Raw genomic sequence first — 10,989 nt, forward strand, 5'->3', positions numbered from 1 at the left:
CTCATATTATTCGTCCTCCTGGAGGTTCGAGAGCACTTCGTCGAAGTGCTCGGGTAGTTCTGTGGCGTCGAAATCCCCGCTGTACAGCGGCTCGTCCAGCTGTTCAGCGTACTCGGCGATGTGCTCGCCGCGGTTGCGCGACCAGTCAGCCATCACGCTTTCGTTGTGGGGGATGTCGAGACCAGCGTCGATTGCACCTTCCTGTACTGCGAACGCCTTACTGCCGGGCGTCGCCGTGTTGAGACCGATGTCGAGCACTGCCTCATCGTAATCAGTGTCGAGTGCGCGTTTGCCGAGCAGGTATCCAGTGAGGTACGCGCTGGGGATGTTGCCCGTCGGGGCCTCCCAGCCGTACTCCGCCAGATCGCCGGAGTAAGCACTCGCAACTGTGTTGTCGCCGTCGGGACCCATCGTGACCAGCTGTGCCCTGACATGCTGGTTGCTCTTCCGAGCGACCAGACGTGGCTTACCCGATTTCAGCAGGCGCAACCTTTGATGGTAGTCAGTCCGGACCTCACGGCGGCGGCGCATCGGCACCTTGTATCGTGGTCCAGTTGCCATTGTTAGTAGTTGTTCTCTATGTAGTTCAGCAGGTATTGCACGCTACGGAACTCCCCACCTTTGGCCTTGTCGTACAGAGCGCGGTACTGCGTCTGCGTGATTTCGCCGTCAGCACGGAGTTCGCGGAGCTTGCGTCGCTGTGCGCGGATTTGGTTCGTCCATTCCTCTTTCGAGTTCTTACGGCCGCCCTTCTTCCCTTTGCGGGTTCCGGGTCCGGTTCGATGTCCGTAGGCGCGTTTCGCGTTGCGCTCACGGGCACGGCCGCGGGAGTTGCTCTTTGCATCCTTCGACTGGATCGACCCGTCGTCGACCAGTTCGCGGATGTCCTCTCGGGTGATCGCGTCAGCGATGGCACCCTGTGCGTCGGGGTCGAACCAAACGCGGTTCTTACCGACGTCGAGGACGTCCGATGCGAGTTTCTTCTGTGCACTCAAGTCACTCATTGTCTACCTCCACTTCGACGTAGGTTGGGTTGAGCACGCGAATGCCGTCGTCCTCGGCGACTTCCTCGATACGCTCGCGTTTGCGAGCGCCGACTTTCGAGGCGATGCGAACCGCTTCGGTGTCGCCGTCCACGCCGTCGAGATCATCGACGTTGTGAACGCGAACCTCGTCGAAGCCGCTCGGGTGCTTGCCCCGAACCGCTTTCGGCGTGCGGTAGCCCGCCTCGACCATGTCGCCTTTGCCCTTGATTCCCCGGCGCTGCTTGCTGAGGTTTCCGCGCGGCTTGCGCCACGACGAGGGCGTGCGCTTTTTCTTGTGGTAGTCCTGTCGATTGAACTGCGGGGTCCCGACACGTTTTCGCTGCTTGAGCAGTCGTGCCTCCTCGTCTTCGAGGTCGGGCGTCTTCTCGGTCAGCCCGCGGGGTTGCAGTTCGGTTTCGACGTCTTCGGCCGGTTCTTCCTCTTCGGCCTCCGATTCCTCTTCTTCGATCTCGGCTTCGGTCTCCTCTTCGACTTCGAGGCTTCCGACGTCCGCCTTGATACGGGCAGCGAGTGCGTTGCCGATTCCGTCGACTTCCGCGAGGTCCGATTGTTCGGCGGCTTTGATGTCCTCGACGGACTCGAAGCCTTCCTCACGGAGCGATTCGGCCTTGCTCTCGCCAACACCGCTGATGTCTTCGATCTGTTCTGGTTCGTCTGCCATCTATCAGGCACCTCCCGTGGACGGCTTCTCGGTAATGTAGACGCCGTCCTGGAACACGCGCGTGTCTTTGCCCGACACGCGGGTGAGTTGTTCGATGTCTGCTGCGGTCTGACCGACGTCTTCGATACTTGGGCCGCGCAGGCTCAGTTCCTCGTCGTTGACCTCGACGACGGTGTCCCCGTGGACGTTCGTTCGTCGTGGCGCTTTCTCTCCGAGGAAGTTCTCGATGACGACCTTGTCGCCCTCGGAACGGACCTGCATCGGGAAGTGAGAGTAGAAGACTTCCATCTTGTACTCCCACTCCTCGCTCACGCCGTGGACCATGTTTCGCACGTGGCTCTCGAACGTTCCCACCGTCGCGTTCGTTTTCGCGTCGGTGACGTCGCTCTCGATGACCACTGCGTCGTCTTCGACCGTGACACTGATGTTCGGGTACCAGAGCCGTCGCGTGACGGATCCCTCCGGCCCTTCGATGGTCACGTCGAGGTGGTCTACGTCGGCGGACACCTCGTCCGGAATTTCGATTTCTACTCGTGGCATTGTTAGTAGACGTATGCGATGACCTGGCCACCGATGCCCTCCTCACGGGCTTCGTAGTGGCTCATGACGCCGTGGCTGGTCGTGACGACGAGTGCCCCGTAGTCACGGGCGGGGAGGAACCGTTTCTCCCACTTCTCGAAGTCGTCCTTGCCCACCGAATAGCGGGGCTTGACCGCGCCACATTCGTTGATAGCGCCTTTTAGTTCGACCTCGAACCGACCGGCTTTACCGTCATCGACGAAGTCGAAGCCGTCGATGTACCCGTGGTCGTAGAAGACCTCGAGCACGCTGCCGATCTCGTTCGAAGCGGGCTGTACCGTGTGGGACAGATGACCGACACCTTCGGCGTTGTCCACGCCGGAGAGTGCGTTGCTAAGGGGGTCGTTTCCTGCCATTGTTATCGGTACTTCCTGAATCCCATGTCGCGTGCGATCTCACGGAAGCACTGTCGACACAGATTGATGTCGTACTTGCCGACCAGACCTTGCTTTCGACCACATCGTTGGCACGTTTCCATTTGGCCAGTGCGCTTGGTCGAATGCTCGCCGGTCGCATCGTTTTCACTTTCGCTCATTCATCCACCTCAACGTCGAAGCTGGCCTGGAGGAACGCTAGCGCGTCCTCGGCCGTCAGTCGGTGGTTCGACGGAATCTGGCGGGTGACCTTGTCGCGCTTTGCGACGCGGTAGCCCGGCCGAACGAGGTTGACGGTCACGTCAAGCCCGTAGATTCCGACGTTCGGGTCGTACTCCTGGCTCGGGAACTCGGTGTGCTCGTTGATACCGAAGCTGAAGTTCCCGGTCTCGTCGAACTGCTTCGACGAGAGGCTCACGAGCGGGAGCGCCGTTTCGAGGAAGTCGTGTGCTTCCTCGCCACGGAGCGTCACCTTCGCACCGATCGGGTCACCCTGACGGATACCGAAATCCGGCAGAGTGGACTTCGCCAACGTGCGGACGCTCTGTTGGTCCGTCACGTTTTCGAGGATCTCCTCGGCGTTGGCGAGTTCGCGACCACCTTCACCGACGCCCATGTGGACGACGACTTTCTCCACTTTCGGCTCTCGCATCTCGTGGAATTCGGCTTCGCTCATTCGTCATCCCCTCCCGTGAAGTTCTCGTCGATGACGACGAGGTACTCCTCGACGGTCTCGAACTCGTTCTCGTCGCCTTCGACGGCGACGGTGTTCGAACCGCTGCCGGGCGTCACCGTGATGTCGGTGACTTCGCCGATCTCGCCGGCGTGCTGCCCGCGAACGGCGGTAACGAGACTACCTTCCTCGTACGGGAAGTGGGCAAGGATCTCCTTGTCCTCCGTCCCGACGACGATGGAGTCCTTCGTGTTGTAGTCCGAATCGGACTCGACACGGAGGTTGCTGCCGTCGTGGAGATTGAGTTGCGTTTCGCCACCGGGGACGTTCGTCTTGTCCTCGATTTTCGCCAGTCGGCCGTCCGCCGCATCCTCGTCGATGGGGGTCAGCGCGAGGCGACCACCTTCGTCGGGGAAGACACGGTAGTACTCGTCGCGTTCTGGGAACGCGAGGATATCGAACATGCCGATGGGTCGCTGTTCGTCACTCACTGATTGTCCGTTCACGAGTACGGAATCTTGGTTGAGCGCGTAGCGGGCTTCCTTCTTCGAAGCGGTGTAGCCCAGCACGTCCCGCAGGATGATGAGGAGCGGGACACCGTCACGACCGTGCGGGCCGGCGCCGGCCTTCACGGTGAACGTGGCGGTCTTTCGCTCGACCGGCCAAGAGTTCGGAACGGAGAGTCGTTTCTGATGGTTGCTCATTCGGAATCACCTTCCAGACGTGCCTCACGGCGGTCGTCGGACAGGTCGAGGTCTGTCACGCGGACGTTGCTCGCGTCGAGCGGTCGCGCGACATCCTCACCGTCGGCCTTTTCGAGGACGACGTCCTCGACGCGAATGGTCGCCGACTTCAGGTCGACGTCCACGACTTCGCCTTCTTCGCCGGCGAAATCGCCGCGCATGACTTCGACCGTGTCGCCCGCGTTGACGCGGACGCTACGCTGGCCGAACTCCTCGCGGAGGTCGTCGGACAACGGCGCTTTGACCTGTTCGTGCCGCTCGTGGAGCGGTGCGCGTTCGGTCCGGTTTCGCTGTTTGCGTGGTTGTCGAGTCATACTATCATCGTAGCTGTGCTTGCGATACTTCCGAACCGCTCTGCGACTTCCTGCGCGATGGGACCCTTGATCTCGGTCCCTCGCGGTTCTTCCACGTCGTCGATGACGACGGCCGCGTTGTCTTCGAATTTGACACGCGTGCCGTCGGGACGACGGATGGACTTTCGCTGTCGGATGATGACGGCTTCGAGCACCTGACGGCGCATCTCCGGCGTCCCCTTCGTGACGGACACGGTGATCTTGTCACCGATGCCTGCCTTGGGATGGCGGCTCTTCGTGCCGTGGTAGCCGGAAACGCTGATGACCTTGAGCTCGCGTGCGCCGGTGTTGTCGGCACAGTTGAGCAGGGAGCCCTTCTCGACGCCCTGTGTCACGTCAGCCTTCAGTGCTTCCATTAGTCGTCACCCTCCTCGGTCAGGTTCTCGACGACGACGTGTGATTTCGTCTTCGAGAGCGGTCGGGTCTCTGCGATACGAACCGTGTCGCCAACTGCGAGCGACATGCATTCCGGCGCGTGGGCCGGAACGCGGGAGCGACGCTTCATCTGCCGATCGTATTTCGGCACTGCAACGTCGTACTCTCGCTCGACGACAACGGTTTTATCCATGTCAGTGGAGGCGACTTCGCCCTCGATGATCTGTCCGCGCACGGAAAGCGTTCCGTGGAACGGGCAGTCATCGTGGGAGCAGGTCTCCTCCGGTTCTGGTACATTCAATCCTAACGCCATTTCGAATTTCCTCCAATTTCGGTACGCAATGCGGGTCGTGAGAGCAAATTCGTGCCATCCACCGTAACGTAAGCCACGCCCTCGCCACCGTCGGAAGCGTTCCGACGTGCCTCCGAGCGGGACTCGGAGAAAAGACCAGACTGACCGGAGCGGACTCCAGCAGTTTCCGACCTCCGTTTGGACGCGGTCCCCGCTTCCTTGACGGAAGCGGCGGCTTCATCTGTGAGTTCGAATTCGAACGTCGTGCCCTGTTTTGGTACCTGCCACGACCGAGACGCGGACTCGACCGTAAGCGTGTTCATCGTCTCGGAAACGACCCGTCCCTCGATCGATTCGAGGGATGGGTTCGTCGCCGAGGCGACTCGCACGCGGAGACCGGCGAGTTCGTGTTTCGTTATCGTCTCGGGTGTTAGTGGCATGGTTATGAGGTGTGTGCGATTATTCGTCGTCGTCCGACGCGTCGCCTTCCTCTTGCTGAATCGTCTTGATTCGAGCGATGGTTCGACGGAGTTCCTTGATGCGACCCGGATTCTCCGGGGCACCACCGGCCGCCTTGACTGCCTTCGCGTTGAGCAGTTCCGTCTCGATCTCTTCGAGTTCGGAACCGCGCTCTGCGGGCGTCATGTCGCGAATCTCTTCGGTGTGAAGGATGGCCATTATTCCTCAGCCTCCTCCTCGGCTTCGTCATCTTCTTGCGGTTCGTCACCGTCTTCTTGCGGGCTTTGCCCGCTCGAATGGTCCGCGGAACCGTGTTCCGCGCTACTCGAACTTTCCGAGGAGTCTTGCTCCTCGCCTTCCATCTCTTCGAGGAGTTCCTCGGCTTCGGCTTCGACTTCCTCTTCGAGCTCGTCGAGTTCCTCCTCGACGGACTCGGTTTCGGACTCGTCAGCTTCCGCTTCGGACTCGTCGTCGATGACTTCCTCGACGACTTCCTCGTCGACCTCGGTCTCGCCGGGTTCCGGCGATTCCTCGTCCTCGTCGGCGCGAAGCTCTTCGAGCTCCTCGCCGCTCGGCTCTTCGATGAGGTCCGCGGCCTCGTTGGCCTCGACCGCTTCCGGAACGAGCTCCTCGGGGCTTGCCCCCTCCTCGATCTGGAAGTCGTCGGGGAGGTCCGCTCCCGGCGGGATGATCTTCACGTCGACACCGATGGTGCCGAGTTTCATCACCGCGACGCCTTGACCGTGATCGACGATGGTCTGTGCGGGTTCACCGTTGTGCTTGATGTAGCCACGGTTGAACTTCTCCACGCGCGAGCGTGCGCCAGTGACCTTGCCGGACAGGACGATCTCGGCGCCGAGTGCGCCGGAGTCCATGATTCGGTCGATGGTCGTGTGACCTGCCTTCCGGAAGTACCAACCGCGTTCGAGCGCGTTGGCGAGCCGGTCGGCGACGATACGAGCGTTCAGATCCGGTTCGTCGACCTCTTGAACGTCGATCTGCGGGTCGTCGAGGTTGAACCGCTCACCGAGCTCTCGGGTGATCTTCCGGATGTTCTTCCCGCCCTTTCCGATGACCATACCGGGTTTTTCCGCCTTGAGGACGATCTGGGTCCCCATCGGCGTCTTGGCGACATCCATGCCGCCGTACCCTGCGCGGCCGAGTTCTTCCGCGAAGAACTCGTCTATCTGTGACCGCTGTAGGCCGTCCTGAATGAACTGATGTTCGTCTGCCATTAGTTGTCGACCTCCTCAAGGATGAGTTCGACGTCGACCTCGGGCGTGTTCCACGCGCTTGCGCGGCCGAACGCACGGGGTTTTCGACCCTGCACTTCGCCGACCTTGTGGGCGGCGACGTGCTTGATCTTCATCGATTCGCCGTCGAATCCTTGGGCGTCCGCATTGCTCACGACGTTGTCGAGTAGCGTGATGAACGCCTCGCTCGCCTTCTCCGGGTAGCGACCTGCGTCCCAGCCGTCGATGTCCGAACGGTGACCGACGCCGCTGTTGTGCTGCTTAAACGGCACCGATCGCTCTTCGTTCACGACCTGCTGGAGGTACGCTTTCGCGTCCCTGGCGGTTTTGCCCTTGATCTCTCGGGCAATCGCCTTGCTGTGCTTGTGGCTCATGTGCTGATCCCGAAGCATCCCCTTGGCGGTGGTGTCCGGGTCGGCATCGATGCTGTAGCTGATTCCCATGGTTTATTTGAGTGGTACGAACTTCGAGGAACGGGTCGCACCGATTCCCGCCTGTCCGTGTTCGACCGATGTGCGGGTCAGCTGGAACTCGCCGAGATAGTGGCCCAACATTTCCGGCTCGATTCGCACGCGCTCGAAGTCGCTGCCGTTGTAGACGGCGAACGTCTTGTTCACGAACGATGGGAGCACGGGCATGTCGCGCAGGTGCGTCCGAATCGGGCTGTTCGCCGATTCTTCCTCGGTTTTGTCCTGGGCCTTGTCGAGCAGTTTCTCCTGTTCGACGGTCAACCCGCGAAGGATGCTTCGCCGCATTCGTGCGGGCAACAGTTCCGCGACTTCCTCAAGACTCATGTCCTGCAGTTCGTCGAGGTCGTAGCCGCGATAGGTGAACTCACCCTCGCGTCCTGTTCGGTATTCGTTTCCGCTCATTTGTTACCTCCACGTCCAGTTCGCTTGGACGCGATGTCCCCGACCTTTCGTCCCGGCGGAGCGTCTCGGGAGACACTCTTCGGGCGTCCGGGGTGCTGGCGGCCACCGCCACCGAACGGGTGGTCGACGGCGTTCATCGCCACACCACGCACGTTCGGCCACTTCGTACCGCGAGCCTTCATTTTGTGATATTTGTTACCGGCTTTGACCATCGGTTTCTCCGTCCGTCCGCCACCGGCGACGACGCCGATGGTGGCACGGCACTGGGGCGAGAGTCGTCGGACTTCGCCGCTCGGGAGTTCCACGACAGCAGCCTCTCGGTCGTGCGTGATGAGGTTCGCGCCGACGCCGGATGCGCGGGCGAACTTGCCGCCGTCACCGGGCTGGCGCTCGACGTTGCACACCGGAACCCCTTCCGGGATTTCGGCGAGCGGGAGCGTGTTGCCCGGCTTGATTTCGGCGGAAACGCCGACCTGAATCTCTTCGCCAACGCCGACGCCTTCGGGTGCGAGGACGAGTCGCTGGTCGCCGTCCTCGAACTCGATGGCCGCGACGGGGGCACTGCGGGCGGGGTCGTGTTCGATACCCACGACCGTCCCGGTGACCAAGTCGCTGTCCTCGGCGTTCTTGTGGCTCAGTTCTGCTTTGTATCGGTGCGACGGTGCGCGGAAGGTCGGTCCACCGCGTCCACGTCGCTGTCCCTGAATCCTTCGTCCCATTATCAGAACACCCCGATTCGGGAGGCGACGTCCTGTGCGTCGTCGTCGTCCGACAACGAGACGGTCGCCTTCTTCTTCCCTTTCATGGTGACTTGGGTGTTGATCTTCTCGATGGTGACATCGTAGCGGTCCTCGATTTCGTCGCGGATTTCGGGTTTTGTCGCGTCGAGCGACACGATGAACTGGAGCTTGTTCTCGAAGTCCATCTCGTTCATCGCTTTCTCCGTAACCCACGGGTATTCGACGACGCTCATCGGTCAGCCACCTCTTCAAGTGCGCTTTCGGTCCAGACGGTCAGTCGTCCTGCCTGCGTACCGGGGGCGAGGTCTTCCGTGTTGACCTCGCGCGCCGTCGCAACGTCGGCACCGGCGAGGTTTCGCGCTGCGCGCGACGGCTCCTCACTGGTGACGAAGAGGATCGACTTGGGCGTCTTGTACTTGCGGCCACGGGTCGTCCCACGGCCGGCGCGAACCTTCTTGTTGTCCTCCGCGCGTGCGATGTCGGCGTCGATGCCGACGGCTTCGAGGAAGGAAACGACCTCCTGAGTCTTCACGAGGTCTTCGAAGTCGTCGCTTACGACGAGGGGGAGTTCCGTATCCTCGTCGAAGCGGTGTCCGCGCTCCGAGACGCGTTCGGCGTCCGTCGTCGCCGCGATGGCGCTTCGGACGGCCAATTTACGCTCCTTCTTGTTGATCGAGCGGGAGCGGTCCTTCTCCGCTTTCGGCGGGTGTGCGACACGTCCACCCACGGTGAACGGAACGCGAGCACCTCGTCCGTTGGTTCGCGGGACGTGGGCCATACCGCGGCCACTGCCCGGCGACTCGGCGGAGGTACGCATCCCGGCGTGGGGGTCGGTACCGTAGTCCTGTTTCCGGTTTGCCTGTGCGGCGAGCACTGCTCGCTTGATGAGGTCGGTGCGGACGGTCGTTTCGAACACGTCCGGTAGGTCGACCGTATCAGCGTCCTCGCCATTCAGGTTACGTACTGTTGCCTGCATGGGTTATCCCTGGTTGGACTCCGTACTTACGTAGCGCACCTCGGGGTCGAGGCGCGGTTGGTCGGTCGGTCGAACGGCAGGGCGGAAGCGCACGAGGCGCTTGTTCGGGCCCGGCACCGAACCCTTGATGAGCGCGTACGGACCATCGACCTCGCCGTAGTTGACGAAGCCACCGTCGACGGAGGCTTCATCGTCGTCGCCGAGGGAGATGAGGCGCTTGTTGAGTTCGGTACGCTGGTGGTAGCCCATCTGACCCAGCTGCGGAACCGTCGAGCGAACGCGCGACGGATTCCACGGGCCGAGGTTACCGATGCGGCGTCTCCAGCCTTGGCGGGCGTGTTTGCCCTTCCGCTTCTGGACGCCCCATCGCTTGACGGGACCCTGCGTTCCTTTTCCTTTCGTGACGCCGCTGGTGTCGAGGTACTCGCCTGCGCGGAACACGTCAGTGATGTCGTGTTCCCCGCCGTCTTCGAGTAGTTCGAGGGCGAAATCGGCGCGCTCGTCGAGGGAGCCGCCGCCGATCCGCGTTTCCATGACGTCCGGTCGTTTCTTCGGTACGTTCTTGAGGTCGCTGGGAACGGTGTGTGTGATGACCCGGAGGTCAGCCACGTCGCCTGCCTCGATGGCCGCGCGGAGGTCCTCCTCCGCGGCGTCGGCGTCGTGGTTCTCCGGAACGTTGAGCGTGCGGCCGAGTTCGTCGTGGAACTCGGTACCCCACACTTCCGTCAGTGGTTTCTTCCCATACGGCGTGTCTTCGTAGGCTCGAAGAGCGACGGCGCGCATTGGGGGCGTCTCGACGATGGTGACCGGTACGGTCTCCTCCATCCCTTCGCGGGGGGAGTTTGCCTCGTCGTTGACCATCACCACATGGGTCATTCCAGCCTTGTAACCCGCGAATCCCTGCAGCGACGGCTGACCGTCACTGTCGGGCCACGAGTTGAAGCGCGGAACTTCGCTCGTCGCGCGCTTTCGGGGGCCGAAGCCCAGCGAACCTTTGCGTGGTCTGCTTGTTTCTGGCATCGTATCACTCGATGTTGAGGGTAAGGCAGCCGAGGGAGGCGAACATCGCTTCTTCAGTTCGCACGACCCCGCTGCCTTGGTTTGGAACCGTATTTAGCCAGAGGTCGAACCGGGCTAGGACGCCGGATTCGACCGTGGAGATTCCTTCGGGTTCTACCCCGAACATCTCCGGCAGTCCTCGACCCGGCGAACCAAAGGCGACGGTCATTCCGTCGCGGTTGGTTCGTCTGACGACTTCGTCGAGTCGTCGAACGGAGAGCGGTTCTCCGTGACGCGACGTGCCGATTGTGACACCGGCGTCGTCGTGGTCGAGGGCCGCCGAGAGGTCCGTGCGCATCACTGTGAGCCCCGGAATGGGGGCATCCACGAGCTTCGCACGGACCGGTCTTCTCGAAGAGATCCTGACGGTAACGCGTTCCCCCTCGGCGACCGTCATGGAAGACGGTACGACGAGTGAGATCGGGTGTTGCAGTCCGCAATTGACCCGAACGCGCCCTTCAGGTCCGACCTCGGTCACGATTCCCTGTCTTAACGACCCCGAACCCTCCGATTCGGAGCCGGTCTGTGATGGGG

Annotated in this window: 21 protein-coding genes; all 21 read right to left on the minus strand. The window is 61.8% G+C overall.

Translation table 11 applies throughout. The features are described 5' to 3' along the window. Window positions 1–6 precede the first annotated feature (6 nt). Window positions 7–561, minus strand: a complete 555-nt coding sequence (locus WBV42_RS10420; protein WP_423985970.1) for a 50S ribosomal protein L18 — start codon at window positions 559–561, stop codon at window positions 7–9. Window positions 562–563: 2 nt separating this feature from the next. Next, complete coding sequence (locus WBV42_RS10425; RefSeq protein ID WP_253225557.1) at window positions 564–1,004, minus strand: 50S ribosomal protein L19e; 441 nt, start codon at window positions 1,002–1,004, stop codon at window positions 564–566. Continuing rightward, complete coding sequence (locus WBV42_RS10430; protein ID WP_423985971.1) at window positions 997–1,707, minus strand: 50S ribosomal protein L32e; 711 nt, start codon at window positions 1,705–1,707, stop codon at window positions 997–999. The genes WBV42_RS10425 and WBV42_RS10430 overlap by 8 nt, the downstream gene beginning before the upstream one ends. Before the next feature lie 3 nt (window positions 1,708–1,710). Next, window positions 1,711–2,247: a 50S ribosomal protein L6 gene (locus WBV42_RS10435; protein WP_423985972.1), complete on the minus strand. Its 537-nt coding sequence runs from the start codon at window positions 2,245–2,247 to the stop codon at window positions 1,711–1,713. A 2-nt stretch (window positions 2,248–2,249) separates the two neighbouring features. Beyond that, entirely contained in the window at window positions 2,250–2,642 is a 393-nt protein-coding gene (locus tag WBV42_RS10440) for a 30S ribosomal protein S8 (RefSeq protein ID WP_066141852.1), read from the minus strand. Between the two features lie 2 nt (window positions 2,643–2,644). After that, window positions 2,645–2,821: a 30S ribosomal protein S14 gene (locus WBV42_RS10445; RefSeq protein ID WP_066141855.1), complete on the minus strand. Its 177-nt coding sequence runs from the start codon at window positions 2,819–2,821 to the stop codon at window positions 2,645–2,647. Further along, window positions 2,818–3,336: a 50S ribosomal protein L5 gene (locus WBV42_RS10450; protein ID WP_253225559.1), complete on the minus strand. Its 519-nt coding sequence runs from the start codon at window positions 3,334–3,336 to the stop codon at window positions 2,818–2,820. The genes WBV42_RS10445 and WBV42_RS10450 overlap by 4 nt, the downstream gene beginning before the upstream one ends. Further along, a complete protein-coding gene (locus WBV42_RS10455; protein ID WP_423985973.1) occupies window positions 3,333–4,037 on the minus strand; it encodes a 30S ribosomal protein S4e in 705 nt (234 codons plus the stop codon). The genes WBV42_RS10450 and WBV42_RS10455 overlap by 4 nt, the downstream gene beginning before the upstream one ends. Continuing rightward, on the minus strand, window positions 4,034–4,390 hold the full coding sequence (gene rplX, locus WBV42_RS10460) for a 50S ribosomal protein L24 (RefSeq protein WP_066141864.1): 357 nt from the start codon (window positions 4,388–4,390) through the stop codon (window positions 4,034–4,036). The genes WBV42_RS10455 and rplX overlap by 4 nt, the downstream gene beginning before the upstream one ends. Next, window positions 4,387–4,785, minus strand: a complete 399-nt coding sequence (locus WBV42_RS10465) for a 50S ribosomal protein L14 (protein ID WP_049969849.1) — start codon at window positions 4,783–4,785, stop codon at window positions 4,387–4,389. The genes rplX and WBV42_RS10465 overlap by 4 nt, the downstream gene beginning before the upstream one ends. Next, a complete protein-coding gene (locus WBV42_RS10470) occupies window positions 4,785–5,117 on the minus strand; it encodes a 30S ribosomal protein S17 (RefSeq protein ID WP_423985974.1) in 333 nt (110 codons plus the stop codon). The genes WBV42_RS10465 and WBV42_RS10470 overlap by 1 nt, the downstream gene beginning before the upstream one ends. Beyond that, the gene (locus WBV42_RS10475; protein ID WP_423985975.1) at window positions 5,108–5,536 is read right to left on the minus strand and encodes a ribonuclease P protein component 1; all 429 of its coding nucleotides are present in this window, start codon (window positions 5,534–5,536) and stop codon (window positions 5,108–5,110) included. Before WBV42_RS10475 ends, WBV42_RS10470 begins: the two co-directional genes overlap by 10 nt. A 19-nt stretch (window positions 5,537–5,555) precedes the next feature. Continuing rightward, a complete protein-coding gene (rpmC, locus tag WBV42_RS10480) occupies window positions 5,556–5,774 on the minus strand; it encodes a 50S ribosomal protein L29 (RefSeq protein ID WP_423985976.1) in 219 nt (72 codons plus the stop codon). After that, complete coding sequence (locus WBV42_RS10485; RefSeq protein ID WP_423985977.1) at window positions 5,774–6,790, minus strand: 30S ribosomal protein S3; 1,017 nt, start codon at window positions 6,788–6,790, stop codon at window positions 5,774–5,776. Before WBV42_RS10485 ends, rpmC begins: the two co-directional genes overlap by 1 nt. Beyond that, complete coding sequence (locus WBV42_RS10490; protein WP_423985978.1) at window positions 6,790–7,251, minus strand: 50S ribosomal protein L22; 462 nt, start codon at window positions 7,249–7,251, stop codon at window positions 6,790–6,792. Before WBV42_RS10490 ends, WBV42_RS10485 begins: the two co-directional genes overlap by 1 nt. Before the next feature lie 3 nt (window positions 7,252–7,254). Next, window positions 7,255–7,680: a 30S ribosomal protein S19 gene (locus WBV42_RS10495; protein WP_066141882.1), complete on the minus strand. Its 426-nt coding sequence runs from the start codon at window positions 7,678–7,680 to the stop codon at window positions 7,255–7,257. After that, the gene (locus tag WBV42_RS10500) at window positions 7,677–8,399 is read right to left on the minus strand and encodes a 50S ribosomal protein L2 (protein ID WP_423985979.1); all 723 of its coding nucleotides are present in this window, start codon (window positions 8,397–8,399) and stop codon (window positions 7,677–7,679) included. The genes WBV42_RS10495 and WBV42_RS10500 overlap by 4 nt, the downstream gene beginning before the upstream one ends. A 2-nt stretch (window positions 8,400–8,401) precedes the next feature. Then, window positions 8,402–8,653: a 50S ribosomal protein L23 gene (locus WBV42_RS10505; RefSeq protein WP_066141887.1), complete on the minus strand. Its 252-nt coding sequence runs from the start codon at window positions 8,651–8,653 to the stop codon at window positions 8,402–8,404. Then, window positions 8,650–9,396 carry a 50S ribosomal protein L4 gene (rpl4p, locus tag WBV42_RS10510; RefSeq protein WP_423985980.1) on the minus strand — a complete coding sequence of 249 codons (747 nt, stop codon included), beginning with the start codon at window positions 9,394–9,396 and terminating at the stop codon, window positions 8,650–8,652. The genes WBV42_RS10505 and rpl4p overlap by 4 nt, the downstream gene beginning before the upstream one ends. Before the next feature lie 3 nt (window positions 9,397–9,399). Next, window positions 9,400–10,416, minus strand: a complete 1,017-nt coding sequence (locus tag WBV42_RS10515; RefSeq protein ID WP_253225569.1) for a 50S ribosomal protein L3 — start codon at window positions 10,414–10,416, stop codon at window positions 9,400–9,402. A gap of 4 nt (window positions 10,417–10,420) precedes the next feature. Beyond that, on the minus strand, window positions 10,421–10,989 hold a 569-nt coding region (locus tag WBV42_RS10520; RefSeq protein WP_423985981.1), incomplete at its 5' end, for a putative RNA uridine N3 methyltransferase.

Origin of the sequence: Haladaptatus sp. (genome assembly GCF_049589095.1) — an archaeon.
Classification (GTDB): domain Archaea; phylum Halobacteriota; class Halobacteria; order Halobacteriales; family Haladaptataceae; genus Haladaptatus.